At 59.4% G+C, this 26,285-nt stretch carries 27 protein-coding genes and 2 pseudogenes; 15 read left to right on the top strand and 14 right to left on the bottom strand.

Annotated elements, in window-relative coordinates:
* Window positions 1-126: 126 nt before the first annotated feature.
* Window positions 127-849, top strand: a complete 723-nt coding sequence (locus ACY4LX_RS26195) for an intradiol ring-cleavage dioxygenase (protein ID WP_463258264.1) — start codon at window positions 127-129, stop codon at window positions 847-849.
* Window positions 850-852: 3 nt separating this feature from the next.
* Here the strand turns inward: ACY4LX_RS26195 and ACY4LX_RS26190 are convergent, their stop codons facing one another.
* Both ACY4LX_RS26190 and ACY4LX_RS26185 read right to left on the bottom strand, forming a co-directional pair.
* Window positions 853-2,034 (bottom strand): aminotransferase class V-fold PLP-dependent enzyme, encoded by a 1,182-nt coding sequence (locus ACY4LX_RS26190; RefSeq protein WP_463258263.1) that lies wholly within the window; start codon window positions 2,032-2,034, stop codon window positions 853-855.
* Window positions 2,035-2,050: 16 nt separating this feature from the next.
* Window positions 2,051-2,287, bottom strand: a complete 237-nt coding sequence (locus ACY4LX_RS26185; protein ID WP_092278897.1) for a DUF3820 family protein — start codon at window positions 2,285-2,287, stop codon at window positions 2,051-2,053.
* A 203-nt stretch (window positions 2,288-2,490) separates the two neighbouring features.
* Between ACY4LX_RS26185 and ACY4LX_RS26180 the strand changes: the two genes are divergently transcribed.
* Window positions 2,491-2,958, top strand: a complete 468-nt coding sequence (locus ACY4LX_RS26180) for a ferritin-like domain-containing protein (protein ID WP_277758972.1) — start codon at window positions 2,491-2,493, stop codon at window positions 2,956-2,958.
* Between the two features lie 189 nt (window positions 2,959-3,147).
* On the opposite strand, the gene ACY4LX_RS26175 is transcribed toward ACY4LX_RS26180, so the two are convergent.
* Both ACY4LX_RS26175 and ACY4LX_RS26170 read right to left on the bottom strand, forming a co-directional pair.
* Window positions 3,148-3,618, bottom strand: coding sequence for a MaoC family dehydratase (locus ACY4LX_RS26175; RefSeq protein ID WP_054044906.1), 471 nt, complete (start codon window positions 3,616-3,618; stop codon window positions 3,148-3,150).
* A gap of 54 nt (window positions 3,619-3,672) precedes the next feature.
* Complete coding sequence (locus ACY4LX_RS26170) at window positions 3,673-4,617, bottom strand: alpha/beta hydrolase (protein WP_149657847.1); 945 nt, start codon at window positions 4,615-4,617, stop codon at window positions 3,673-3,675.
* A 225-nt stretch (window positions 4,618-4,842) separates the two neighbouring features.
* Between ACY4LX_RS26170 and fadD2 the strand changes: the two genes are divergently transcribed.
* Both fadD2 and fadD1 read left to right on the top strand, forming a co-directional pair.
* Window positions 4,843-6,531 carry a long-chain-fatty-acid--CoA ligase FadD2 gene (gene fadD2 / locus ACY4LX_RS26165; RefSeq protein WP_463258262.1) on the top strand — a complete coding sequence of 563 codons (1,689 nt, stop codon included), beginning with the start codon at window positions 4,843-4,845 and terminating at the stop codon, window positions 6,529-6,531.
* Window positions 6,532-6,907: 376 nt separating this feature from the next.
* Complete coding sequence (fadD1, locus tag ACY4LX_RS26160) at window positions 6,908-8,608, top strand: long-chain-fatty-acid--CoA ligase FadD1 (protein ID WP_149657845.1); 1,701 nt, start codon at window positions 6,908-6,910, stop codon at window positions 8,606-8,608.
* Window positions 8,609-8,887: 279 nt separating this feature from the next.
* On the opposite strand, the gene ACY4LX_RS26155 is transcribed toward fadD1, so the two are convergent.
* Window positions 8,888-9,265 carry a hypothetical protein gene (locus ACY4LX_RS26155; protein ID WP_123599147.1) on the bottom strand — a complete coding sequence of 126 codons (378 nt, stop codon included), beginning with the start codon at window positions 9,263-9,265 and terminating at the stop codon, window positions 8,888-8,890.
* A 200-nt stretch (window positions 9,266-9,465) separates the two neighbouring features.
* Between ACY4LX_RS26155 and ACY4LX_RS26150 the strand changes: the two genes are divergently transcribed.
* From ACY4LX_RS26150 to def, 3 genes are all read left to right on the top strand, one after another.
* Window positions 9,466-9,657, top strand: coding sequence for a CsbD family protein (locus ACY4LX_RS26150; RefSeq protein ID WP_149657844.1), 192 nt, complete (start codon window positions 9,466-9,468; stop codon window positions 9,655-9,657).
* A 172-nt stretch (window positions 9,658-9,829) separates the two neighbouring features.
* Window positions 9,830-10,780, top strand: coding sequence for a YihY/virulence factor BrkB family protein (locus ACY4LX_RS26145; RefSeq protein ID WP_149657843.1), 951 nt, complete (start codon window positions 9,830-9,832; stop codon window positions 10,778-10,780).
* Between the two features lie 2 nt (window positions 10,781-10,782).
* A complete protein-coding gene (def, locus tag ACY4LX_RS26140; protein WP_149657842.1) occupies window positions 10,783-11,322 on the top strand; it encodes a peptide deformylase in 540 nt (179 codons plus the stop codon).
* Window positions 11,323-11,405: 83 nt separating this feature from the next.
* Here def and ACY4LX_RS26135 read toward each other — a convergent pair whose 3' ends face one another.
* On the bottom strand, window positions 11,406-12,227 hold the full coding sequence (locus tag ACY4LX_RS26135) for a class I SAM-dependent methyltransferase (RefSeq protein ID WP_463258261.1): 822 nt from the start codon (window positions 12,225-12,227) through the stop codon (window positions 11,406-11,408).
* A gap of 60 nt (window positions 12,228-12,287) precedes the next feature.
* Window positions 12,288-12,725 (bottom strand): GNAT family N-acetyltransferase, encoded by a 438-nt coding sequence (locus ACY4LX_RS26130; RefSeq protein ID WP_149657840.1) that lies wholly within the window; start codon window positions 12,723-12,725, stop codon window positions 12,288-12,290.
* 412 nt (window positions 12,726-13,137) lie between these two features.
* Here ACY4LX_RS26130 and ACY4LX_RS26125 point away from each other — a divergent pair, with 412 nt between their 5' ends.
* The 4 genes from ACY4LX_RS26125 (at window position 13,138) to ACY4LX_RS26110 (ending at window position 16,513) form a co-directional block, all read left to right on the top strand.
* Entirely contained in the window at window positions 13,138-14,079 is a 942-nt protein-coding gene (locus ACY4LX_RS26125) for a fatty acid desaturase (protein ID WP_463258260.1), read from the top strand.
* A gap of 18 nt (window positions 14,080-14,097) precedes the next feature.
* Window positions 14,098-14,844 (top strand): phosphate/phosphite/phosphonate ABC transporter substrate-binding protein, encoded by a 747-nt coding sequence (locus tag ACY4LX_RS26120; protein WP_463258259.1) that lies wholly within the window; start codon window positions 14,098-14,100, stop codon window positions 14,842-14,844.
* A 116-nt stretch (window positions 14,845-14,960) separates the two neighbouring features.
* On the top strand, window positions 14,961-15,503 hold the full coding sequence (locus ACY4LX_RS26115) for a sigma-70 family RNA polymerase sigma factor (RefSeq protein WP_149657837.1): 543 nt from the start codon (window positions 14,961-14,963) through the stop codon (window positions 15,501-15,503).
* Window positions 15,500-16,513, top strand: a complete 1,014-nt coding sequence (locus ACY4LX_RS26110) for an ABC transporter substrate-binding protein (protein ID WP_149657836.1) — start codon at window positions 15,500-15,502, stop codon at window positions 16,511-16,513. The genes ACY4LX_RS26115 and ACY4LX_RS26110 overlap by 4 nt, the downstream gene beginning before the upstream one ends.
* A 51-nt stretch (window positions 16,514-16,564) precedes the next feature.
* Here the strand turns inward: ACY4LX_RS26110 and gstA are convergent.
* Window positions 16,565-17,167 (bottom strand): annotated as a pseudogene (gstA, locus tag ACY4LX_RS26105) (glutathione transferase GstA).
* Between the two features lie 99 nt (window positions 17,168-17,266).
* On the opposite strand from gstA, the gene ACY4LX_RS26100 reads away from it, so the two are divergent.
* The 3 genes and pseudogenes from ACY4LX_RS26100 (at window position 17,267) to ACY4LX_RS26090 (ending at window position 19,988) form a co-directional block, all read left to right on the top strand.
* A complete protein-coding gene (locus ACY4LX_RS26100) occupies window positions 17,267-18,139 on the top strand; it encodes a LysR family transcriptional regulator (RefSeq protein ID WP_463258258.1) in 873 nt (290 codons plus the stop codon).
* 529 nt (window positions 18,140-18,668) lie between these two features.
* Window positions 18,669-19,445, top strand: a pseudogene (locus ACY4LX_RS26095) (PAS domain-containing protein); the annotation flags it as partial.
* Window positions 19,419-19,988 carry a methyl-accepting chemotaxis protein gene (locus tag ACY4LX_RS26090; RefSeq protein ID WP_372242328.1) on the top strand — a complete coding sequence of 190 codons (570 nt, stop codon included), beginning with the start codon at window positions 19,419-19,421 and terminating at the stop codon, window positions 19,986-19,988. The pseudogene ACY4LX_RS26095 and the gene ACY4LX_RS26090, both read left to right, overlap by 27 nt.
* A gap of 180 nt (window positions 19,989-20,168) precedes the next feature.
* Here the strand turns inward: ACY4LX_RS26090 and ACY4LX_RS26085 are convergent, their stop codons facing one another.
* From ACY4LX_RS26085 to ACY4LX_RS26060, 6 genes are all read right to left on the bottom strand, one after another.
* Entirely contained in the window at window positions 20,169-20,711 is a 543-nt protein-coding gene (locus ACY4LX_RS26085; protein WP_149657832.1) for a hypothetical protein, read from the bottom strand.
* Window positions 20,712-20,893: 182 nt separating this feature from the next.
* Entirely contained in the window at window positions 20,894-21,445 is a 552-nt protein-coding gene (locus tag ACY4LX_RS26080; RefSeq protein WP_149657831.1) for a hypothetical protein, read from the bottom strand.
* A 137-nt stretch (window positions 21,446-21,582) separates the two neighbouring features.
* Window positions 21,583-23,007 carry an MFS transporter gene (locus ACY4LX_RS26075; RefSeq protein WP_463258257.1) on the bottom strand — a complete coding sequence of 475 codons (1,425 nt, stop codon included), beginning with the start codon at window positions 23,005-23,007 and terminating at the stop codon, window positions 21,583-21,585.
* 125 nt (window positions 23,008-23,132) lie between these two features.
* Entirely contained in the window at window positions 23,133-23,873 is a 741-nt protein-coding gene (locus tag ACY4LX_RS26070) for an NAD-dependent epimerase/dehydratase family protein (protein ID WP_463258256.1), read from the bottom strand.
* 181 nt (window positions 23,874-24,054) lie between these two features.
* Window positions 24,055-24,687 (bottom strand): glutathione S-transferase family protein, encoded by a 633-nt coding sequence (locus ACY4LX_RS26065; RefSeq protein ID WP_149657829.1) that lies wholly within the window; start codon window positions 24,685-24,687, stop codon window positions 24,055-24,057.
* 42 nt (window positions 24,688-24,729) lie between these two features.
* Window positions 24,730-25,161 carry a PACE efflux transporter gene (locus ACY4LX_RS26060; protein WP_463258255.1) on the bottom strand — a complete coding sequence of 144 codons (432 nt, stop codon included), beginning with the start codon at window positions 25,159-25,161 and terminating at the stop codon, window positions 24,730-24,732.
* Between the two features lie 119 nt (window positions 25,162-25,280).
* On the opposite strand from ACY4LX_RS26060, the gene ACY4LX_RS26055 reads away from it, so the two are divergent.
* Window positions 25,281-26,156 (top strand): LysR family transcriptional regulator, encoded by an 876-nt coding sequence (locus ACY4LX_RS26055; protein ID WP_463258254.1) that lies wholly within the window; start codon window positions 25,281-25,283, stop codon window positions 26,154-26,156.
* Window positions 26,157-26,285 lie beyond the last annotated feature (129 nt).

The following is a 26,285-nucleotide window of genomic DNA, read 5'->3' as shown; positions in this document are numbered from 1 at the left end:
GGCATCGGTTGCCTGCGTACAAGATCCTCCGCACCGACATAAAAAACATTTTCCGATACATAGTTATCGCCTCCCGCACGGCCTCTCTCTCTATCCTTGGCAGCATCTTATGGAAGAGAGAACCTCATGGATTACACCTCAGCTACTCCCCGCGAACCGGTTTGCCTGCTCACCCCGGAACAGATCGCCGGCCCGTATTTTCGCAACCCCAAGCTCATCCGAAGAAACATCAGCGAAGGCCAGGACGGCATTCCGCTGGTGCTGCGGCTGGTGATTGTCGATGCCATGACCGGCGAGCCGGTAACCGGGGCGTTGGTGGATATCTGGCACTGCAATGCCAGGGGCGCGTATTCGGGCTGGAGCAAGGTCAACCCGGACCAGGAAGTCGATGCTGACAGCATCGGTTCGATTCCACGCACCGACGACGACACTTACCTGCGCGGCGGGCAGTTCAGCGACAACAAGGGCGTGGTGCGCTTTACCACGGTCTATCCGGGCTTCTATGCCGGCCGTGCGCTGCATATTCATGTGGCGGTGCGGATCACCGGTGGTAACAACTATCTGGAAGAGCGGCACGTTGCCTGGGTCGGGCAGCTTTATTTTCCGGAGGTCGCCTCACGGTCGGTGCTGAACGCCAAGGCCTATCGCGGCCGGACAGTGACGGCGCCAACCAACGCTCAGGATGAGATCTACGCCAACATGGGCGGTGAAGCCTCGACCCTGACCGTTCACAGCATCGGCCGTGATACCCATGAAGACGGTTTCTTCGGGCACCTGACCATTGGCATCGACACCTTTGCAGTGTCGACGCAGATCAGGCCCGAGGACTTCGACAAGTACACGGTGTAGGCCTCAACGCAGCTCGGTCAGCGCCTGGGCCAGCCGCTCCACGTCGGCGGCGGTGGTGGTCAGTCCCGGGGTGATGCGGATGCACGGTCCGCTGGCGGCGCCGCTGCGGGCCACGGTGAACAGGTTGTACTCATTGAGCAGCCGTTCGGCCATGAGGTGCTGATCGGCGTGGCGGGTAAAGCGCATCGAGGTGATGCCGCAATACAGCCGGGGATCGTCCGGGGTCATGACTTCGATGCCCGGCAGGTCGCGCACGGCGTTGACCCAGCGATTACGCAGGTAGTTGAGCCGTGCGCCCTTGGCGGCGGAACCTCCCATGGCCTGATGCTCTTCGAGCACCAGTGGCAGGGTCATCAATGCCGGGATGTTCGGTGTGCTGTACGGCGTGCGGGCGCGGATGTCGTTGATCGGGAAATGCATCTCGCCCATGTCCGGGTCGATGTCGGCCAGACGCTGGGGCGCGATGTAAATGAAGCCCAGCGTCAGCGGGGCGCCGATCCATTTGTGCAGGTTGTAGCCGGCGAAGGCAATGCCCAGGGATTCCAGATCGAATTCCATCTGGCCCAGGGCGTGGGCGCCGTCGAGGATCACATCGACGCCATGCTCCTTGGCGAGCGCGGCAATCGCCTGCACCGGCATCACCAGGCCGGTGCGGTGGGTGACGTGGGTCAGGGCCATCAGCTTGAGGCGCGGATAACGCACGAACGCTTCGCGGTAGGTGGCGAGCAAACTGTCGAAAGTGGCAGGGTGCTGGTGGTCGATTTCGATCACTTCCACGCCGCGATGACGGGCTAGCCAACGCATGGCGCCTTTGACCGTGTCGTACTCCAGATCGCAGAGCAGCACCTGATCGCCGGGTTGCAAGCGGTTGTAGTTGCGGATCAGCGATTGCAGGCCGTCCGAGGCGTTGCGGGTGAGGGCAATGGAATGCGCCCGCACGCCCATCATCTCGGCCAGCTGCGCCCGGATGTCCAGGCTTTCGGTCTGCTCGAAATGCTGGCGCACATGCACCGAGTTACTGCGGTTGATCAGCTCGATATTGCGCTGATACTCCTCGACCACCGTGCGTGACATACGCCCGAAGTAACCGTTCTCCAGGTTGATGGGGCCAGGTTCGACCGCGTAACGGTCGGCAAAGGTTTGCCAGAAGGACTCATCACGGGCACGGCGGGTGTTATCGGGCATGGGCTACTCAGTCGGTTCAGTGGCGGGGGGCTGGCTTGCCATGTTTGGCGCGCAGCGGGTCGAGCAGTTCCGATAAACCGTTGTGGTCGATTTCCTGCATCAGCGCCAATAAGCCGCCCAGTTCGCCGTGAGGAAATCCTTCGCGGGCGAACCAGTTCAGGTACTGGCCGGGCAGGTCGGCGATGATGCGGCCCTTGTATTTGCCGAAAGGCATTTCGCGGGTAATCAGCAGTTCGAGCTTTTCAGGATTCATCAATCAGTCGTCTTGATTCAAACAGCTTCGAAAATACAGGCATTCTGCATGCAGGCCAAATGACAGATCATGCAAATAAAGCGGATACAGATTTTTGCTTATAAGTTAACTTATTGAAAAATAAGGAATAAATGTTCAATTCAAAGCTGGCATGCGGGCTGCAATAGCTATTGCATCTTTCATCAAACCGCGAGGAATTGAAAATGACCGACGTGAATAAAGAAGCCATCTCTGTACTCAACGACCTGATTGAAACCAGCAAAGACGGTCAGGAAGGGTTCAAGACTTGCGCTGAAGACATCAAGCACCCAGAACTCAAAACGCTGTTCGTGACCCGTTCTGCCGATTGCGCCACCGCAGCTGCCGAACTGCAAGCGGAAGTTCGTAAGCTGGGCGGCGATCCGGAAACCTCGACCAGCGTCAGCGGTGATCTGCATCGTCGCTGGGTGGACGTGAAAGCAATGTTCACCGGCAAGGATGAAGAAGCCGTGCTGAACGAAGCCGAACGCGGTGAAGACCATGCGTTGAAGGCGTACAAAGAAGCGCTGGAAAAAATCACCAAGCATAACCTGGTGGGTATTCGTGACCTGGTTGAACGTCAGTACCACGGCGTGCAACGCAATCACGATCAGGTCAAAGCCCTGCGTAACCAGGCGCGTGCTCGTTCTTAAGCACTTGTCGCGGTAATAAAAAACGCCAGTCTGACTGGCGTTTTTTTATGTCTGATCGTTCCCATGCTCTGCGTGGGAATGCCGCCCCGGACGCTCTGCGTCCAGCTGTGATGTGACGCGGAGCGTCACGGGATGCATTCCCACGCGGAGCGTGGGAACGATCAACGGGGACAAGCCCCCTCGCCACAGTCAGCCAATGCTGATCGCTGGCAACACGGGCAACGTCACGGTCTGCTGCTTGCGCGGTGCCAGAATCTCGGCCTCGCCATCCACCACCAACTCATCGCGCTGGTTGAACACGCGAGTGGCAATGCGCACGCGAAACTTCGGCAGTTTCTCGAGGATTTCCAGACGCACGGTCAAGGTGTCGCCAATTTTTACCGGTTTCTGGAAGCTCATCTGCTGACCGATATAAATAGTCCCCGGCCCGGGCAACTCGCAGGCCACGGCGGCACTGATCAGCGCGCCACTGAACATGCCGTGGGCGATGCGTTCCTTGAACATGGTGCCCGCCGCGAATTCGGCGTCCAGGTGCACCGGGTTGTGATCGCCCGACATCGCGGCGAACAACTGAATGTCGCGCTCTTCGACGGTCTTGCTATAGCTGGCGGTCTGGCCGACTTCAAGGGCTTCGTAAGGGGTGTTGGTAACCTGGGTCATCTGTCTCAATTCCTGTGACGAATAAAAAAATCCACAAAAAAACTGTTCGAAAAACTATTCGGTTCTGGCCGGACGGCGGTGGCTGAGCGCCTGGGCGATCCAGTTCAGTACATCGGCGGTCACTTCATCGCGGTTGCTCTCGTTGAACAGTTCGTGGCGCGCCTGCGGGTAAATATTCAATTGCAGGTTCTGGCTGCCGGCCGCGCGCAGCGCATGGGCCAGATCTTTCAGACGCTTGCCTTCGCTCACCGGATCACATTCGCCGCCCATTACCAGCAAGGGCAGGCCCGGATCGACCTGGGCGAGATTGGACGCTTTGCTGATTTGCTGCAACCCGCCGAGCAAGTCGATCCACAGTTGATTGGTGCAGCGAAAGCCGCAGAACGGGTCGTTGGCGTACAGATCGACTTCTGTCGGATCGCGGCTCAGCCAATCGAATTTGGTACGCGCGGGTTTGAATTGCTTGTTGAATGAGCCGAAGGACAGGAACTCGATCAGCGCGCTGCGGCCCTTCGGTCCCTGACGCAGCCGTTCGAGCCGGGCGATTTGCCGCGCCGCGCGATAAAGCGCCACGGGCTGGAAGTTCGAACCACTGAGAATCGCCCCGTGCAGGCTGGCGCTGTGGTGCAGCAGGTAGGCCTGGGCGATGTAGCTGCCCATGCTGTGGCCGAGCAATACGATTGGTACGCCAGGGTGGTGCTGGCCGATGTGCTGGTTGAGGCTGGCGAGGTCGCCGACGACTTTGCACCAGCCATCGTCATCGGCGAAATGGCCGAGCGTGCCGTTTTCGGAAGTTTTGCCATGTCCTCGCAGGTCCGGGGCGTAGACGCCATAGCCCTGAGCGCAGAGTTTTTCCGCGAGCCGGGCGTAGCGACCGCTGTGCTCGGCCATGCCATGGGCCAGCAGGATCACCGCTTTTAACGGCGGGGTGGGCAGCCACTGGTTGACGAAGAGGCGGCTGTGATCACTCGCGGTCAGCCAGAAAGTGTCGTGGATCATGGCGATTCCTTTGCACGATGTGGTTGCATTGTATAGCGCATCCTTTGCTTGCCGTCTGATCAGGCCACACCACGTTAGGAAGATTCACACGATCTATGACGCTTTTGCCATATTTGCCTGATTGGCCATAACTGCTAGTGTCCGTGAAGCTCCGCTTTTCGCGTTCCTTTACAGAAGTGACAGAGAAGTGGCCCCGGATAGATTCAGGTAAAGAGGACAAGAACAATGCAACCTGATTTCTGGAATGACAAACGCCCGGCCGGCGTACCCCTGGACATTGATCTTGGGGCCTACAAGTCGGTGATCGAGGTGTTCGAGCGTTCCTGCAAGAAATTCGCGGACCGCCCGGCCTTCAGCAATATGGGCGTGACCCTGACCTACGCCGAACTGGAACGCTACAGCGCGGCGTTCGCCGGCTACCTGCAAGCCCACACCGACCTGGTGCCGGGGGATCGCATCGCGGTGCAGATGCCCAACGTCCTGCATTACCCGATTGCCGTGTTCGGTGCGTTGCGCGCCGGGCTGATCGTGGTCAACACCAACCCGCTGTACACCCCGCGGGAGATGCGTCATCAATTCAAGGATTCCGGGGCCCGGGCGCTGGTGTACCTGAACATGTTCGGGGCCAAGGTCCAGGAAGTGCTGGCCGACACCGATATCCAGTATTTGATCGAAGCGAAGATGGGCGACCTGATGCCCGCCGCCAAGGGCTGGCTGGTCAACACAATGGTGAGCAAGGTCAAGAAACTGGTCCCCGACTACTCTTTACCCCAGGCGGTTTCCTTCAAGAGCGCGCTACGTCTAGGCCGGGGCCTGGGCATCAAGCCGCTGAAGGTCGGCCTCGACGATATCGCGGTGCTGCAATACACCGGCGGCACCACCGGGCTGGCCAAGGGCGCGATGCTCACCCACGGCAATCTCGTGGCGAACATGCAGCAGGCGCGGGCCTGCCTGGGCCAGTTCGGCAGTGACGGCCAGCCGCTGCTGCGCGAAGGCCAGGAAGTGATGATCGCGCCGCTGCCGCTCTACCATATCTATGCCTTCACGGCGAACTGCATGTGCATGATGGTGACCGGCAACCACAACGTGCTGATCAGCAATCCGCGGGACATCAAAGGCTTTATCAAGGAGCTGAAGAACTGGCGGTTCTCGGCGTTGCTGGGGCTCAACACGCTGTTCGTGGCGTTGATGGATCACCCGGACTTCAAGACCCTGGACTTCTCCAGCCTCAAGCTCACCAACTCCGGCGGCACCGCGCTGGTCAAGGCCACCGCCGAGCGCTGGGAACAGCTCACCGGTTGCCGGATCACCGAGGGTTACGGCCTGACCGAAACCTCCCCGGTGGCCTGCACCAACCCGTACGGCGACAAGTCGCGGATCGGCACGGTCGGCCTGCCGGTGCCGGGCACCACGCTCAAAGTGATCAACGACGAAGGCGTCGAGCAGCCGCTGGGCGAGCGGGGCGAGTTGTGCATCAAGGGCCCGCAGATCATGAAGGGCTACTGGCAGAAACCCGAAGCCACCGCCGAAGTGCTGGATGCCGAGGGCTGGTTCAAGTCCGGTGATATCGCAGTGATCGACCCGGACGGTTTTGTGCGCATTGTCGATCGCAAGAAAGACATGATCATCGTCTCGGGTTTCAACGTGTACCCGAATGAAATCGAAGACGTGGTCATGGCCCACCCGAAAGTCGCCAACTGCGCCGTGATCGGCGTGCCGGACGAACGTTCGGGAGAGGCGGTGAAGTTGTTTGTGGTGGCCCGGGAATCCGGTGTCAGCCTTGAAGAGTTGAAGGCTTACTGCAAGGAAAACTTCACCGCGTACAAAGTGCCCAAGCACATTGTGTTGCGTGAGTCGTTGCCGATGACACCGGTGGGCAAGATCTTGCGGCGGGAGTTGCGGGATATCGCGTAAGCGTTGAATGGCCGCGCTTCGCGCGTTCGCGGGCAAGCCTCGCTCCTACAGGTTCACCGTCATTCACATTGACGCGATACCCGTAGGAGCGAGGCTTGCCCGCGAAGCTTTTAAGGGCTGAAAAGCCCGATTTAAGGGCTTTTAGAGGCTGTATAGAATTTTTGCTCTAAAATGACTGCCGGTTATTCTTGAGTCATTTATGTGACTGTAGAGGCTGCTTTTGGCTCTAGTCGGCCCTTGGCAAAGCTGCTACTCTCGGCGCGCTTTTGTGACTTCTCGGCCTATATAAAAGCCAGACTCACCAATAAAAAACACACACCAATAATAATCGCATCAAATGCGGTGATGAATTCGCGTTGCTGAGGAGTGGGCTTCCATGAACGAAGACTTTTGGAAGGATAAGTACCCTGCCGGGATTGCTGCCGACATCAATCCAGACGAGTATCCGAATATTCAGGCAGTGTTGAAGCAATCCTGCCAACGCTTCGCCGACAAACCGGCTTTCAGCAACCTGGGCAAGACAATCACCTACGGTGAACTGTACGAATTGTCCGGTGCCTTTGCCGCTTACCTGCAACAGCATACCGACTTGCAGCCCGGTGATCGAATCGCCGTGCAACTGCCTAACGTGTTGCAGTACCCGGTAGCCGTGTTCGGTGCGATCCGCGCCGGGCTGATCGTGGTCAACACCAACCCGCTGTACACCGCGCGGGAGATGGAACACCAATTCAACGACTCCGGTGCCAAAGCCCTGGTCTGCCTGGCCAACATGGCTCACTTGGCGCAGACCGTGGTGCCGAAAACCGGCGTCAAGCACGTGATCGTCACCGAAGTCGCCGACCTGCTGCCGCCGCTCAAGCGCCTGCTGATCAACAGCGTCATCAAGTACGTGAAGAAGATGGTCCCGGCGTATCACTTGCCCAAGGCCGTCAAGTTCAACGACGTGCTGAGCAAGGGCCACGGCCAGCCCGTGGCCGAAGCCAACCCGGACAGCGGCGATGTCGCGGTGCTGCAATACACCGGCGGCACCACCGGCGTGGCCAAGGGCGCGATGCTGACCCACCGCAACCTCGTCGCCAACATGCTGCAGTGCAAGGCGCTGATGGGGTCCAACCTCAATGAAGGTTGCGAGATCCTGATCACGCCGCTGCCGCTGTACCACATCTATGCCTTCACCTTTCATTGCATGGCGATGATGCTGATCGGCAACCACAACATCCTGATCAGCAACCCGCGCGATTTGACGGCGATGGTCAAGGAACTGTCGAAGTGGAAGTTCAGCGGCTTCGTTGGCCTGAACACCTTGTTCGTGGCCCTGTGCAACAACGAAGCGTTCCGCAAGCTCGACTTCTCGGCGCTGAAAGTCACCCTGTCCGGCGGCATGGCCCTGCAACTGGCCGCCGCCGAGCGCTGGAAAGCAGTGACCAATTGCCCGATTTGCGAAGGCTACGGCATGACCGAAACCAGCCCGGTCGCCACGGTCAACCCGATCCAGCACATCCAGGTCGGCACCATCGGTATTCCGGTGCCGTCGACCCTGTGCAAAGTCATCGACGATGCCGGCGTTGAACAGCCGCTGGGCGCGATCGGCGAGCTGTGTGTGAAAGGTCCGCAGGTCATGAAGGGCTACTGGCAGCGCCAGGACGCCACCGATGAAATGCTCGACAGCGAAGGCTGGCTGAAGACCGGTGACATCGCGCTGATCCAGCCCGATGGCTACATGCGCATTGTCGATCGCAAGAAAGACATGATCCTGGTCTCCGGTTTCAACGTGTACCCGAACGAGTTGGAAGACGTGCTTGCGACCCTGCCGGGCGTGCTGCAATGCGCGGCCATCGGCATCCCGGACGAGAAGTCGGGCGAGGCGATCAAGATCTTCATCGTCGCCAAACCGGGCGTGACCCTGACCAAGGAACAGGTGATGGAGCACATGCGCGCCAACGTCACCGGCTACAAGGTTCCGCGTTCGGTGGAATTTCGCGATGCGCTGCCGACCACTAACGTCGGCAAGATCCTGCGTCGCGAACTGCGTGATGAAGAGTTGAAGAAGCTGGGCGTGAAGAAAGTAGGCGCCTAAACAAAAGCCCCGCAGATGCGGGGCTTTTTTTGGCCTGACGGATCGTTCCCACGCTCTGCGTGGGAATGCCTCAATGGACGCTCTGCGTCCGCTGTTGGGACGCGGAGCGTCCCGGGCTGCATTCCCACGCAGAGCGTGGGAACGATCAATCTGCTTTGCTTTTTTGTGGCGAGGGAGCTTGCTCCCGCTGGGGCGCGAAGCGGCCCTTTTTTTTACCTGAAAGCAGGGGACTGCTGCGCAGTCCAGCGGGAGCAAGCTCCCTCGCCACAATGGTCGGTGTTACAGGCGAAACGGTGCGAAGTTGACGTTGGTACCCGCCGGGCGCATGTCTTGCAGGAAGGAGTCCTTGTCGGCGCTCAGTTCCAGGCTCAACGCCGCTTTGCGCTTGCCTTCATTGCGCACCACCAGGCCTTCGAGTTTTTCACGCAGAAACACCGTCGGCACTTTCAGGTGCAGCAGTTCGTCGGTATCCGGGGTGTGCATCAACAAGTGCACCCACTCGTACTGACCCACGGCCAGGCGTGCCACCGGGATGTCGAACCACCAGATGTTGCGATTGCGGTTCAATTCGGTGAAATGGCAGTTGTTGACGCCAAGCACAGCACCGCCGAGTTCCTGGTTTCTGCGGGCAATGGCCTGCTTTTTATCGAGTTTCATAACATTCCTACGGGGTTGGATCTTCAGCGCCAAGGCCTGAATACGTTGCGCATTCTCGGGGGTTGCACGGCAAACATAAAGCCCAACCTTTAATCGGCGATGAAATGATGCAGTGAAAATAAATGAAACTCCGTGCAAACGCCTTCGGTCAATCTTTGTGTAACGACTATTACCCTTGAATTGTTCACAGGAGAAACACCATGAGCAGCACTGGCGATAAAGTTAAAGGTATGGCAAACGAAGCGGTCGGCAACGTCAAGCAAGGCGTCGGCAAGGCCACTGACAACACCAAACTGCAAGTCGAAGGCAAAATCCAGGAGAAGAAAGGCGAAGCCCAGCAAGCGGTGGGCAAAGCCAAGGACGCCATCAAGAAAGGTGTCGACAAGGCTTGATTCGGCCTTTCAAGACATTAAAGAAACGGCCATCCGAGGATGGCCGTTTTTGTGTCAGCCCCACCGGTTAAATAACGAAATTGTTTCAAAGTCGCCAAGTAGGCTACTTTGATGTAGAAAACGGCCCCTGAGTCGCCACGACTTCAACCTTTTGCGGCGAAAGGAGACGCTAATGATTTTCCCGGACATGAGAGGCCTGCCCATCCACCGCGTGATGGTGCGCACGGTCAAAGAATTCATTGACGATGAGATGTCGACCTACGCCTCGGCGCTGGCTTATCAAATGCTGTTCTCGCTGTTCCCCTTCATTCTGTTCCTGATCGCCCTGATCGGTTTCCTGCACCTGCCGGACTTCTTCTCCTGGCTGCGCTTGCAATCGGAGCTGGTGCTGCCGCCCCAAGCCCTGGAGCAGGTGAACCCGGTGATCGACCAGTTGCAGCAGTCCAAGGGTGGTTTGCTCTCGATCGGTATCGTCATCGCCCTGTACACCGCCTCTTCGGGCGTGCGGCTGATGATGAGCGCGATGAACGCTGCCTACGACGTGGTCGAAGGCCGCCCGGTGTGGAAGCGCTTTCCGTTGTCGATTTTCTACACCATTGGCATCGCCGGCATGCTGCTCGCCGCCGCCGCGCTGATGGTGCTCGGGCCGCAGGTGATGGGCTGGATTGCCGCGCAGGTCGGGCTCGAAGACTTCATCGTCACGGTGTGGACCATTGCGCGTTGGCCGGTGATCGTGATCCTGATGATGATCGCGGTGGCGCTGATCTATTACGTCATGCCCGATGTCCGTCAGGAGTTTCGTTTCATCACCCCCGGCTCGGTGCTGGCGGTGGTGGTGTGGATCATCGCCTCGTTGGGTTTCGCGTTTTACGTCAAGACCTTCGCCAACTACAACGCCATGTATGGCAGTATCGGCGCGATCATCGTGCTGTTGCTGTACTTCTACATTTCCGCCGCGGTGCTATTGCTCGGCGCGGAGATGAATGCGGTGATCGAACACATGTCGACCGAAGGCAAGGACCCTGGCGAAAAGGTCCCCGGCGAGCACGACCACGAAACCAAACAACACGTATCGGGACTGGGACGAGACCACTCGCTCAAGCCGAACACTGACGAAGCCTGACCATGATCCGTGAAATTCTGAAAATGGGCGATGAACGCCTGCTGCGTATCGCGCCACCGGTGCCGGCCGAGATGTTCGACAGCCCCGAGTTGTGGCAACTGATCGATGACATGTTCCAGACCATGGAAAGCGTCGGCGGCGTTGGCCTGGCCGCGCCGCAGATCGGTGTCGACCTGCAACTGGTGATCTTCGGTTTCGAGCACAGCGAGCGCTACCCTGACGCCGAAGCCGTGCCACAGACGATCCTGATCAACCCGCTGATCACACCGTTGAACCCGACCCTGGAAGAGGGCTTCGAAGGTTGCCTGTCGGTGCCTGGATTGCGTGGAGCGGTGAATCGTTATCAGGACATACGCTATGAAGGGTTTGATCCGAAGGGCCAGCCGATTGTGCGGATTGCCTCCGGTTTTCATGCGCGGGTGGTGCAGCACGAATGCGATCATTTGATCGGCCGGTTGTACCCGTCGCGGATCACGGATTTCACCAAGTTCGGGTTTATCGAAGTGATGTTTCCGGATCTTGATCCGAACGCTGACGAGTAAGACAAAAGCGAAGATCGCAGCCTTCGGCAGCGCCTACGCGACTGTAGGCGCCGCCGAAGGCTGCGATCTTTTGATTCTGCTTTTTATTTCCCCGGTTTAACAAACCGCAACGTCATTCGGTCCGACTCCCCGATCGCCACGTACTTCGCCTTGTCCTTCTCCCCCAACGTCAACGCCGGCGGCAAGGTCCAGACGCCTTCGGGATAATCCTTGGTGTCCTTCGGATTGGCATTGATCTCGCTTTTCTCCTCCAGCTTGAACCCCGCATCGGTCGCCAGTTTCACCACGTACGCGGTGGTCAGGTAGCCGCTGTGCTTGATGTCGTCCAGCGACGCCCCGTCCTTGGCCCGGTGATCCACCACCCCGAGCACGCCGCCCGGTTTCAGCACCTTGAAGAACGACTCGAACATCAGCGGCGCCGTGTCGGCCAGCACCCAGTTGTGCACGTTGCGAAAGGTCAGCACCGTGTCTGCCGAACCGGGATTGCCGAGCACCGGGGCCTTGGGATCAAACTCGACCACCTGGGCCTTGGCATATTGCGCCGGGGCGGCGGCGAATTTGGCCTTGAGGGTTTCTTCGTTCTTGCGCGCATAGTCGCTGACCGTCGGCGCTTGCACGGCGGCAATGTAGTGGCCGTGCTCCTTGAGCAGCGGCGCCAGCAGTTCGCTGTACCAACCGCTGCCGGGGGTGATTTCGATGACGGTCTGGTTGGCGCGCAAGCCGAAGAATTGCAGGCTCTGCTGCGGATGGCGGTAGACGTCGCGCACCATGTTCTGCGGCGCGCGCCAGGTGCCTTTGAGCACCTCGGCGTATTGCGCGCTGGAGATCGACGGGGTATCGGCGGCGTGCGCCAGAACAGGGGTGAGCAGGGCGGTCAGGGTCAAGGCGAGCAGGGCAGATTTCATGGCGCATCCAGGCAGATTCGAAGTCGACCCCGAGGCTAGCACGCAGCAATCAAGAGCTGATCACACATTATCGATGGACGACCTCACCAACGGTTCTAAGCCCATGGCGATCATCGGTTTGCTGCGCGCGTAACGGGTCAGGCGCTCGACCATGGCGTAGGGCATTTGCGGGTCGAAGATAAAACCCCGACGCTCATAAAAGCCGCGCAAATCCGGGTGGCAATACAGCCAGACCGGGCTGTCGAGGCCCTTCACCGCTTCGGCGATCAGCGCGGCGGCGATGCCTTGTTCACGACACGCCGGATCGACGAACAAACCCGTCAACCAGTACCCGCCCGCCACCGGCCGCAAACACAAGGCCGCGACAATTTCGCCGCGCCGGGCCACCCACAATTGAGCTTCGCGCACGGCTTTCATCGGCGATTGGTGGGCGCGGTAAAACTTGTTCATCAACGGCCATAACGGTTCGTCGAGCAAGGCGTACTGAGTGTCTGGCATGGGCGTTGGCTGTCAGTTGGCAAAGTGGGCGATTATAAAAGAACGCGAGCGGCGCGATAGGTGTATACCTGACTTCACATCCCGTATGAGTGGAGTACGTATCATGGCCAAAGGCATGGATTCAAAAAAAGCAGCGAAGAAAAAACCGGCAAAAACCGCCGATGAAAAGCGCGCGGACAAGAAGGCCAAGAAGGTGGATGTGTTCGGGCACTAAAACCTGAGTCACGGTGCCGATCGTTCCCACGCTCCCGCGTGGGAATGCCTCTAGGGACGCTCCGTGTCCAGTGACGCGGAGCGTCACGGGCTGCATTCCCACGCGGAGCGTGGGAACGATCGTTAAACCAGAAAATAATCTGCAAGATTTCCCCACCCCATTGCACAGAGAGGGACACGTCCCGTTCTGAGCAAAGCCATGTCCCATTACTTCGACGCCGCCCATCGAGAAGAAATCGAAACCCTGCGCCAACGCCTGACTGCTCGCACCGAGTGGCCGACCTGGTTGCTGCTGACCGGCGTCTACGCGGGCTGGTTCGGCCTGATCCTGGCCAGCGACCGATTGGGCCTTTGGTGGAGCACCGTGCTGTTGATTCCACTGGTGGTGCTCTGGCTGTCGGTGCAGCACGAACTGCTCCACGGCCATCCCACGCGTTGGCTGGCCCTGAACAAAGTCCTCGGTTATGCACCGTTTGCGGTGTGGTTCCCGTACACCCTGTATCGCGACAGCCATTTGCTGCATCACCACGATGAAGACCTGACCATCCCCGGCCGTGATCCGGAAAGCCGTTACCTCACCACCGAGCACTGGCAGCGCAGTTCCGTGTTCAAGCAGGCCCTGCACCGGTTGAACAAAACCGTGCTGGGGCGCGTCATGGTCGGCGCCCCCCTGGCGTTACTGGCGCTGGCGCGCAAAGAGCTGCGACGTCTGCAAGCGGGTGAGCGGCAGGCCTGGTTGATGTGGCTCACCCATGGCGCGCTCACCGGGTTGATGCTGGCGTTCATCGCGCGTTTCAGCGTGCTCCCGGTGTGGCATTACCTGTTGCTGATCAGCGTGCCGGCGCTGTCGATTGCGATGATTCGCTCCTACTATGAACACCGCCCCAACGCCCGACCCGAGCAACGCACCGTGCTCAACGAAGCGGCGTGGCCGTGGAGCTGGCTGTTCCTGAACAACAACCTGCACCTGGTGCATCACGACATACCGAGCCTGCCCTGGTACGACTTGCCCAAGGCTTATCGCACCCGTCGTGAGCAATGGCAGGCACGCAGCGGCGGGTTTCTGGTGCGGGGTTATGGGCAGTTGTGGCGCCAGCATGGGCTCAGGGCGATCGACAGCCCGCAACATCCGTTTCATTGATTGGCTGAAGGAATTTCGATGACCCAGCACCTCGCCGAACTACTGATGTACGTCGCCCCGGAATCGATCCGTCGCGCCAATGAACGCTGGCTGACTGGCATCGCGCAACGCCTGGGCGCCTCCCGCCAAAGCGCCGAGGGCCTGTCGCTGCCGGACCTCTGGCTGTCTGCGCAATTGCTGCTGACGCAAACCTGCGGCTATCCGCTGATGACCTTGTTACGTGGTCAGGTCCGGGTTGTCGGTCGTCCTCGCTATGAATTGCCGGACAGCAACGGCGGCAACCATTGCAGCCTGCTGCTCAGCCGCGCCGACGATCCTCGCCGCAACTTGCCGGCCTTTTACAACTGTCGCGGGGTGATCAATGACGAAGGCTCCAACAGCGGCATGAACCTGCTGCGCCATCGCCTGGCGCCACTGCACCGCGACGGTCAGTTCTTCGCCCGTGTCGGCATCAGCGGTGGTCACCGTGAAAGCCTGCGCTGGCTGCGTGAAAACCTTGCCGACCTGGCCGCCATCGACAGCGTGACCTTCGCCTACCTGGCGCGGCACGCCGAAGCCGAAGTGGCCGGTTTGCGCGTGGTTGCCCGCAGCGCGTTAAGCCCGACCTTGCCCTACATCACGGCGGCGAGTGCCAGTGATGAGCAGGTCGAGCAACTTCGGCAGGTGATGAACGAAACATTGCGCGAGCTGCCGGACGTCGCCGAAATCCTCGGTCTGCAAGAGGTATTGCCCGCGAAAGCAATCTCACAGGCGCCATTCATTTAAATTCCTTAATCGAATATAAAAATGCCTTTTAAGTATTATTAAAGAATAAGGCTCCCGTCTAGAATCGCGCCACCGGATCACCGGACATTCAGCGACCCCTAACCCCAGGAGCCCCTATGTCCGGCGCCGACCTTTCCCATCGCAACCACGTGGGCGGCTTGTTCCGCGCGCATTACTCCTGGCTGTGCACCCGGTTGCGCCGGCAGTTGGGCGCCAGCGCCAGCGTCGAAGACATCGCCGCCGAAACCTTCACCCAATTGCTCGAATCCCCGGGGTTGACGCCGATCCGCGAACCTCGCGCGTTGCTGACCACCATCGCCCAACGCCTGATCTATCAACTCTGGCGTCGTCGCGATCTGGAGCGCCAGCACCTCGATCAATTGCAACATGCCGATGCCGGTCAAGCGCAATCGCCGGAAGCACTGCTGCAATTGACCCAGGCCCTGCATCGGCTCGACAGCACCCTCGACCGCTTGCCGGGCAAGGTCCGGGCGACGTTCCTGTTGTCGCGCATCGATGGCCTGACCTACCCGCAAATCGCCGCCGAGCTGGGCATTTCCCAGCGTTCGGTCAGCGTCTACATGACCCGCTCCCAAGCCTTGTGCGCCCAGCACAGTGCCAATGAACCCTTAAATAGAACGACCCAGAGGTCCGCATGAGATCGATCAAAACCCTGCTCGGCAGTTCGCTGCTGGCCCTGAGCCTGGTCGCCACCCAGGCGCCCGCCAGCGAAAAAATCGCGCCGATCCACTTCGGCGACATCGCCTGGGAAAGCGGCAGTTTCATCACCGAAGTCCTGCGCCTGATCGTCGAGAAAGGTTACGGCTACCCGACCGATACCTTGCCAGGCAGCACCGTCAGCCTTGAAGCGGCGCTGGCCAAGAACGATATCCAGGTGATCGGCGAAGAGTGGGCCGGGCGCAGCCCTGCGTGGGTCAAGGCTTCGAACGAGGGCAAAGTGTTCGGCCTCGGCGACACGGTCAAAGGCGCCACCGAAGGCTGGTGGGTGCCGGAATACGTGATCAAGGGCGACCCGGAACGCGGCATCAAGCCACTGGCCCCGGAGCTGAAATCCGTGGCTGACCTGCCACGCTACAAAGACGTGTTCCGCGACCCCGAAGACCCGAGCCGCGGCCGCTTCCTCAACAGCCCCACCGGCTGGACCTCGGAGATCGTCAACAGCCAGAAACTCAAGGCCTACGACCTGACCGCCGATTACGTCAACTTCCGCACCGGCTCTGGCGCGGCGCTGGATGCCGAGGTCGCGTCGTCGATCCGTCGCGGCAAACCGGTGCTGTTCTACTACTGGTCGCCAACGCCGTTGTTGGGGCGGTTCAAACTGGTGAAACTCGAAGAGCCGGCGTTCGATGCCGAAGCCTGGAAGACCCTGGCCGACGCCAACAATCCGCATCCGAAGGGCACTCGCTCGATGCCGGCGAGCTTGGCGATTGGCGTCTCCGCACCGTTCAAGGCGCAGTACCCGGACTTGGTGGCCTTCTTTGAAAAGGTCGATTTGCCGATAGATCTGCTGAACCAGACCCTGGCGCAGATGAGCGAAAAACGTCAGCCACCGCGTCAGGTCGCCGAGGCGTTTTTGCGCGATCAGCCGCAGGTGTGGAAGGGCTGGGTGCCGGGGGAAGTGGCGAGCAAGGTGAGTGGGAGTTTGTGATTTATTGAATCCTGTAGGAGCGAGGCTTGCCCGCGAAGGCGGCCTCCAGCCCTACACCCATTCCGCCGCCAACGTCGCCTTCACCGCCGGGCGCTGATCAATCCTTGCCTGAAACCGCACCAACGCCGGCCACTGCTCCAACTCAATCCCAAACCCCGCCGCCCAACGCAGCACCGTAAACAAATACGCATCCGCCACGCTGAACCCCTCCGGCATCAAATAGTCCTGCTGTTCCAGCGTGCGAACCAACACCGCAAACCGCTTGAACAATTTCTCCTTGATCAACCGCTTCACCTCTTCGGGAAACTGCGCATTGAACAGCCATCCAAGCCCGCCATGAATCTCGGTCGAGACGAAGTTCAACCATTCCTGTAACCGCACCCGTTCGAACGTCCCGTTCTGCGGCGCCAGATTCGCCTCGGGTCGCAGGTCCGCCAGGTATTGCAGGATCGCCGGTCCTTCGGTCAGCACCTGGCCATTGTCCAGTTGCAGCGCCGCGACTTAGCCCTTGGGGTTGATGGCGAGGAAATCCTCACCCGCAGCGGTTTGCTTGGTGCGGTTATCGACACGGATCAATTCGAACGGCAGATCGAGTTCGCGCAACACAATGTGCGGCGCCATCGAGCAGGCTTGCGGGGCGTAATACAGCTTCATGGGCAGGGCTCTGGTTGAGGATTTGCGCCAGTGTCATAGTGCGCGCCGGTCTTCGTAAAATTAATCTTCCAGAACACTGCCATAAGGACAGCTACTGCCATGATGAATCTGATGCACTGGCGAATGGTGGTGGCGGTGGCCGATACCGGCAACATTACCCGGGCGGCCGAGCGGGTCGGCATGACCCAGTCCGGTGCCAGCCAGGCGTTGGCGCTGATCGAGGAAACCCTGGGCGTTCAACTGTTCAGCCGGGAAAACCGCCAGACCCTGCCGACCGCCATCGGCCTGCCGGTGATCGAGCAGGCGCGGACCATGCTTGGCGCGTTGGAGGCCATTCGCAGCACCGTCGACGCTGCAAAAGACATCCAGCGCGGCAGCATTCGCCTGGCCAGTTTTCCCATGGTGCTGGCGACGTTTCTGCCGCCGCTGTTGCGTCAGTTCAATCGGCTCTATCCCGGCGTTCAGGTGGTGGCCCTGGAAGTCAGCGACGACGAAGTGGAAACCCTGCTCGACGTCGGGCTGGTGGATGTCGGCGTGGTGCTGAACCCGGCGCCCGAGCGCAATGCCGCGGTGTTGGGGCGCGATGCCTGGGTGGCGGTGCTGCCCGGCGGCCATCCCCTGGCACGGGGTGCACACGAAGAAGGCATCAGCCTGGCGCAATTGGTGACGCAACCCTTTGTGCTCGCCACTGGTGGCTGTTCGACCAACGCCCGCAGCCTGGCGGCCGACGCCGGTTTGCAACTGAGCGATGTCCGGGCCGAGGTCCGGGAGTGGAGCAGCGCCTTCACCCTGGTGCGGGAAAACATCGGCGTGACCCTGGTGCCGGAAATGACACTGCCGTCCAATCGCCAAGGGTTGCGGGTCATTGCGCTGCTACCACGGATCGTTCGCGAATTTGCCCTGGTGGTGGCACCGCACAAGACCCCTTCTGCCCCGGTGCAAGCGCTGCTGAGCATGCTCGCCGATCAATGATCGGCCTGTGTCTCTGAACCGATTTTGTGCTGATTATTGGCCGACTAATGGCATTGCGCCTGTCAGTTCACTGGCTATGCTCACCCATAGCTCACTTTTTCAGTCACAAAAATGAATGGTTCGTGACCGGGAGCGTGAGCGCCGTGACATCAGCCGAAGAGTGCGCACCCAAAGCACCGACACTCAACAATCAGGAGCCGTGCCGTAAATGGAGTTACTTACCAAAACGTTAGGGTTGGCCCGACCGGGCTATCAAGAGAAGGATGTCTTGATAAGAGCGTCGCTGCATGGACACTCCGATTGAACATCATTTATCACCTGACACATCCTGCCCTTGGCGGGATGCGTGTGCCTGTTCCGTGGAACGTAGTGGTGGATCTGAAATGACCGAGAACGTTCTCCCGGCATTTCCCCTGTAGGGGCAACGCTTGCTCGCGATAGCGCCGGACCTGACACACCGCGTCATCGTGCATCGCGGGCAAGCTTTGCTCCTGCATCAATCAAAGATCGCGCTGAAGGTGATAGAACCATGTTTAACCTACATCACAAGGCTGACCTGCTGGAGATCGAGCGCTTCAACTGCGCGCTGAGCGAGGCCAACGCCAAGTTGGCGGCGGTCAGTCGCTCGATGGCGATGATCGAGTTCAGCCCCGAGGGCATCGTGCTCGACGCCAATGAAAACTTTTGCGCGGTCATGGGCTATAGCGCCGTAGAAGTGCGCGGCAAACACCACCGGATCTTCTGCGAAGAAGCGTTTTATCGCAGTGAGGAATACGCCAAGTTGTGGCGTGACCTGGCCCGTGGCGAACCGGTCAGCGGTACCTTCCTGCGTTTGAACAAGGCGGGTCGCGAGGTGTGGCTCGAAGCCAGTTACATGCCGGTGTTCGGGCCGGATCGCCAGGTGCGTAGCGTGATCAAAGTGGCCTCGGACATCTCCGCTCGTATCCATAAAGAGCACGAAGAAGAAAGCATGCTCGCGGCCATCGGGCGCTCCATGGCGGTGATCGAATTCACCCCGGACGGCCGGGTCATCACTGCCAACGACAATTTCCTGAAAACCATGCATTACTCGCTCAACGAAGTGATTGGCCAGCATCACAGCCTGTTCTGTCACCGCGCCGAAGCCGAGTCGCCGCAGTACAAGGCGTTCTGGGCCTCACTCAATCGCGGCGAATATCACTCGCACCGTTTCGAGCGCAAGGATAAGCACGGTCATACGGTGTTTCTGGAAGCCTCCTACAACCCGCTGTTCGACAGCAAAGGCCGGTTGTACAAAGTGGTGAAGTTCGCCAGCGACATCACCCAGCAAGTCACCACCCTGCGAGCCGCCGCGGAATCGGCCCACAGCACCTCGGTACAAAACGACGTCTGCGCGCAAAAAGGATCCCAAGTGGTCCAGCAGACGGTGCAGATCATCCAGGACATTTCCCGGGACCTCAACGAGGCGGCCCTGAGCATCGACGCGGTAAGCAAACAGTCGGACATCATCGGCACCATCGTCCAGACCATTCGCGGCATTGCCGACCAGACCAACCTGCTGGCGCTCAACGCCGCCATCGAAGCGGCCCGGGCCGGGGAGCATGGGCGCGGGTTTGCCGTGGTGGCGGATGAAGTGCGCAGCCTCGCGGCGCGCACCAGTCAGGCGACGCTGGAGATCGTCGACGTGGTGCGCAGGAACCATGACTTGTCGCTAAGCGCGGTGTCGAGCATGCAGTCGAGCCTGAGTCGCACCGGGCTGGGTGTGGAACTGGCGAACGAAGCGGGGGAGGTGATTCTGGAGATTCAGCAGGGATCGCGGCATGTGGTGGATGCGATCAGTCAGTTTAATTCGACGTTGCAGTTGAATTAGCGCAGAGGAAAAACAGCCCCTCAGGCACTTGCTACAGGTTGAGGGGCTTAGATATTACTGACGGGTTTGAACCCATTATTGAGCACGACCTAACATTATGGGTTGGTTAAATCAGGCAGACCTTGATGTGCTCGCTCCGCCGGGGAGTGGTGTTGAGTTTTAGAACATGGACCATGCCTGTCATTCTGGGACAGTGGTGAAGTTGAACTCTCCGGTGATAGTCACCAATCTTCCTGGTCCATCGTGTGACTGTATGGTAAAGGTGCCGGCGTATTCACCTTTGTCTTTGAAAGCACCATTGTCGACGGTAATGTTTAACTTGCCACCATCGACGGGGTAGCTAATAAGTTGATGGAGAATAACGGCGTTAGTTGCACTGAGTGTCAGGTCGTGAGTGCCGTTTGGTAATCCTTCCGGGAAGGTGAATAGGAAGCGACTAAGATGATGTTCATAGGAAGTAGCTTCGATAGATGTGGTCGGAAGAGGGGGGGCATTCGGATCCGCGTATAGGTCGCGACCTGTAAAGTCCGGCAGTGAAGGGGCTCCGGGCGGGCGTTCAAATTTTGCGGTGAATGTCCCTTTCCCTGATTCATTGCGCGTTTTAACAGGCGCTGACTCGTTTTTCCTCAATGTTGTTGTGGACGTTACAGTGGCGGATTCACAGTGACTGGAACTGTTATCGTCAACTGACAATGTGGTTGATACCGTTGCGCTTGTCGCCATGGCGGCCTCCATTCTCTTGATAGTTGCGCGAATCTTCTGATTGCGCGGCGCAGTCATCATTGGATAGGTGGGGGAGGCTGTCTACTGTCAGAACTTACAGGTGGGCGTTATAAGCCGATGGGCGGTTATATCGCCAGAAAAAAAAAGGGTCCGCTGAGGGACCCTTTTTAAGGCGAACGCCGTTACAGCGAAGCCAGGAACTTATCGACCACCTGCGGCCCATCCTGCTTCTCGGTGCTGCCGTTTTCCTTGTCAGCCTGGGCCAGTTTCATCTTGTCCTGGAGGCGCTCGGCGATCTCTTTGCTCACGGCCAGTTGTTGCGCCGGCGGCATCGCTTGCAACTGCTCTTCAGTGATGCCCATGTCTTTCAGGATACTGTCGCGCAGCCGCTGTTCCGGCGTTTTGCTCATGTAGTCCTTGAAGTCGGTCATGGCGGTGCTGTCGGTGGACTTGGCCTTGTTGTCATCCGGCACGGTCGCTTGCAGGCCCACGCGGGTTTTCGCGAAGGCTTCATCGACATTGTCGCTGATGGTGCTCGCCGCGCTGACTTGCTGGGTGGCGGCGTTCAGTCCGGAGGACTGCGCGTTGGTGCTGTCCTGCTTGATTTGCGCCACGGTGTTCTGCGCGTTCTGGATCAAGCCACTGTACAGCGCGCTCGCGGCGGCCGTGGTGGGGTCCATGTCCGTGCGCTGGGTTTTTTGAATGATGGAAGCTTGATGGGCACTGACCAACATGATGGATAAACCTGTAGGTAATTGCTGTTGAGTCTGTCGGAGCAATTAGCGTGCCGCTGCTGAAACGCCCGGTTTTTGGCGCGATTCGGCAGCGGCGGCGGTCAATCCTTGCCGCTGGGCGGCAGACGGCAACCGCTTCAGCGGTGGGCGATGTTCTCCAGCGCCAGGTTGCGGGTGCGCGGCCCGAAGTAGCCGATGGTGATCATCACGATCAACATGCTGCTGACAATAAACGCCAGTACCCCCGGCGTGCCGAAGTGTTCGAGGAAAATGCCGATCAGCAGACTGCTGAACACCGTCGACAAACGACTGAACGAATAGCAGAAGCCCACCGCCCGGGCGCGGATGTTGGTGGGGAACAGTTCGCTCTGGTAGGAGTGATAGGCGAAACTCAGCCAGGCGTTGCAGAACGTGATCATCACCCCGCAGACAATCAACCCGAGCGCGCTGGTTTGCAGGGCGAACAGCGTGCCGAAGGTCATGGCGCCGAGGGCCGAGCCGACGATCTGCCACTTGTTCTCGAAACGGTTGGCGAACTTGACGAACAGCAACGGCCCCAGCGGATAGGCGAGGGTGATGATGAAGGCGTACATCAAACTGTGGGTCACGCTCACGCCCTGACCGGACAATAACGCCGGCAACCAGTTGCCAAAACCGAAGAAGCCAATGGCTTGGAACACATGGAACACGATCAGCATCAACGCCCGGCGCCGATAGGGCGGTTGCCAGATATCGGCGAAGCGGCCCGTGCCCTGAATGTCCACCGCTGCCAGTTCCGGTTCGTCCAGCGCCTTGCCCTGATCCTTCACGCAACGGGCTTCGATGCTGTCGAGAATCCGGCTCGCCTCATCGAAACGGCCATGTTGCGCCAACCAGCGCGGCGACTCCGGCAAGCGTGAGCGCAGCCACCAGATAAACAGCGCAAACACCGCGCTCGCCAGCACCACCCAGCGCCAGCCCGACACCCCGAACGGGTCCTGCGGCACCAGCCACCAGGACATCAACGCCACCGCCGGCACCGACAGGAACTGCACGAAAAACGCGAAAGCAAACGCCGAACTGCGCATGCGTTTAGGCACCAGTTCCGAAAGGTAGGCGTCGATGGTCACCAGCTCGATACCCAGGCCGATGCCGACCAGAAAGCGCATGCAGATAATGCCCAGCGCCGAACTCTGTACGCCCATGGCCACGGTGGCGACGGTGTACCAGATCAGCGCAAAGGTGAAGATCGCCCGCCGACCGAAGCGGTCAGCCAAAGGACTGAGCAGGCTCGCGCCGAGGAACAATCCGAGAAAGGTCGCCGAGGCAAACGCCGCTTGATCGGAGAAGCCGAACACCCCTTGGCTGCCCGTGGCGAAGATGCCGTCGCGGATCAGGCCGGGGCTGATGTAGGCGGTCTGGAACAAATCGTAGAGTTCGAAGAAACCGCCAATCGACAGCAACGCCACCAGTTTCCAGATCGTGGAAACGGCTGGGAGACGGTCGATGCGGGCGGATATCTGAGCGGCGCGGACGGGGTCGATGCCGTCTGCTTGAACGGCGGTGAGGGAGTGAGCAGGCATGGGCTGATCCGATTCTTGTTGAAGGGAAAGCTTAGCCTGCTATCGGAAATCAATGATTGTTAATCTTTGCGTTGTTGTGATGAGATTCGCTGAATTATTGCCAAAACGCTTTTGCTTTTAAGGGTTTATGGCGCAATCGGAATATCAAACTCGCGAAACGCATCATCCAGCGGTTCGTAACCCAGCACCCGCGTGGTTTCGCTGAGGTCCAGGCGCTTGAAGCGATTGTTGGAAATGCCGTGGGCGATCAGGTGTTGCACGCCTTCGACTTCCACCGCGCGTTGCAGCAGTTGCACTGCATCCCGAGGGCTCAGCCAGGCGCTCAAGTCCCGGGCGTTGGTCAGTTCGTGGCGGTCCGGGAATTCGAAGGCGCCGATGCGGATGGCGATGGTCGAGAGCCCGCGCTTGGCGGCGTAGAAGCCGCACAACGCTTCGCCATAACATTTGCTGACGCCGTACAGATTGGCCGGCATCACCTGCATGCCCGGGGTGATCTGCCGGTCCACCGGATAGCCTTCGATGGTCTGCGCGCTGCTGGCAAACACCAGTCGTTTGCAACCGGCCGCGACTGCCGCTTCGAACAGGTATGTGGTGGCCAGGATGTTGTTGGGCAGCAATTCATCGAAGGTCGCCGTGGCGTGGGGGATGCCGGCGAGGTGGATGATGACATCGATGCCCTTTAGCGCTTGATTTATGGCGGTGGGATCGGTCAGGTCTACCCTTGCAAAGCGGTGAGGCGCCTCGACCGGGAAGTCGGGCTTGATACGATCAGTCAGCACGAAGGTGTAACGATCCTTCGACGCTTCGAAAAAGGTTTTGCCGATTCTGCCGCAGGCACCGGTCAGCAGTACGTTGAGTCCGTTCATGCATCTCTCTTTTTTGGGAAGGGGGGATCCGCTTAATCAGGCCCGACACTGAACCTGTGGCGAGGGAGCTTGCTCCCGCTAGACCGCACAGCAGTCCCATTCTTTTTGGGGCCGCTTCGCAGCCCAGCGGGAGCAAGCTCCCTCGCCACAGTTACTCATTGCCAGTTTCATCTCTTTAATTCTATGGCAACCCATTGCACCCATGTTTCAGAAACCCCGGACGCTGTGCCAACCGCTGAAAATACTCATCGACGCCAGGAAAGTCCGGCCGCTCCATCGGCGTCATCAGCCAGCGATTGACCGACAGACCGATAACGATATCGGCCAGGGTGAACCGTGGCCCGGCGACATACGCTTTGGTAGCCGCGAGCTGATGCTCAAGGATGCTCATCTTGTGGTTCCAGTCGTTCACACCGACGGCAATCTGATGCGGGTCCTGGAACTCCGGATCCTTGCGCACCAGCGCGGTGAACGCATAACTCCACGACCGATTGAGCTCGGTGGCCTGCCAATCCATCCATTGCTCTACCCGTGCCCGTGCAGCCGGTTCGGTGGGCAGCAATTCGTGGTGGTGATGCTTGCCGGCCAGGTAGCGGCAAATGGTGTTGGATTCCCACAACACCCCGGCGTCATCGATGATCACCGGCACCTGGGCGTTGGGGTTGAGGCGGGTGAACTCGGGGCTGTGGGTCGAGGCAAAACCGCTGCCCCAATCCTCACGCTCGTAGGCAACGCCCAGTTCCTCACATGTCCACAGGACTTTTCTGACGTTGATGGACGACGCCTTACCGAGAATCTTCAGTGCATGTTCCATGGAGCTACTCCTTTAGCGAATCGACGCCTCGGGAATCTACCACTAAGCGGGATCCGGCAGCGCCGACGCTGGCAAACCAAACGTGCGATCAAACAACCAGTTGAAGGCGAAGGTGTAGCACGGGATGAAAATGATCAGCGCCAGGTCGAGCAAAAATGCCTGCACCAGGCTGATGTTCATCCACCAGGCGATCAACGGAATGAGGAACACAATCAAGGTTAGTTGAAAACCCACGGCATGGGCGATGCGCCGTCTGACGGTGCGGGTGCGCGAAGGCTGGCGGCTTTCCCAGCGTTCGAACAGCGAGGTGTAGATGAAATTCCAGGTCACGGCAAGGGTGGTGATGATCACCGCCAACGGCCCGGTACTGCCTGGCGACGTACCGGACAACAGCGCCAGGCCCAGGGCCGAGAAGGTCATGCCGATCACTTCATACAGCGACACGTAGACCAGTTTGCGTTTAACGCCTTGCATGGGGTTTGCCTCTTTCTTGCGGACTTGAGCCAGCAGCACTGGCGAAGGCGGCGAAAGATAGCTTCAATAGGGCTGACAGAAAAAGTCAGAAGCTTTCAATTTTATTGATAGGACAGTGGATGAATTTCAACAGCGACAGCATCGAATTGTTTCTCGCGGTGATCGAGCGCGGCTCGTTTTCCGCCGCTGCCCGGGCGCTGGGCAAAGTGCCGTCGGCGGTGAGCATGGGCATCGGCAATCTCGAGGCCGAGTTGGGTTATCCGCTGTTCGACCGCAGCCATCGCGAACCGGTGCCGACGGCGATGGCCAGCGCGCTGGTGCCCCATGCCCGGCTGATTTTTGAACAGCTCAAGCAGTTGCAGGTGCATGCGGTCGAGTTGTCGTTGGGGCTGGAGAGCAAGCTGTCGATCGGCGTTGTCGCGGACATCGACAAGTCCCGTTTGATGACGGCGATCAAAGTCATTGCCGAGCGCCATCCGCTCCTGGAAATCGAAGTGCTCAGCGCGCCGCAGGATGATGTGCTGGCGCTGCTGCACAGCGGCCGGGTCAGCGTGTGCCTCGCGTTTGCGGGGTTGAGCATGAACGTGCTGGAGCGTTTCCAGTTCGTCGGCACGGAACGGATGATCGCCACGCTGGCGGCGGACAATCCGCTGGTTCAGGGGCAGGATCTGTTTCTGGAAGACCTGGTGCATGTGCGGCAAATCGTCGTCGCCAGCCGCGATTTGCCGATCAGCGAAACCCGGCCGCTGGTGGCCGAATCCTACTGGCGTACGGATACATTGGCGGCGGCGCTGGAAATGGTCGAGGCGGGGCTGGGCTGGGGGAATTTTCCGTTATCGGTGGTGCAGCCGTTGCTCGATGCTGGACGGCTCAAGCGTCTGCGTTTTCGCAACATCGAAAACGGATTGGTCCTGCCGGTGCACGCGGTGTGGCTCAAGAGCCAGCCGTTGCAGAAAGGTGCGTTGGCGTTCGTTGGCCTTATGTCCGACGCATAACCTGTGGCGAGCGAGCTTGCTCGCGCTGGACTGCGCAGCAGTCCTCTGCTTTTTTGGGGCCGCTTCGCAGCCCAGCGCGAGCAAGCTCCCTCGCCACAGTGATAGTGGTCGATTTGATGTGTAGGAAAG

The organism is Pseudomonas sp. Emmai, assembly GCF_055179735.1.
This window is presented reverse-complemented; position numbering and strand designations above follow the sequence as displayed.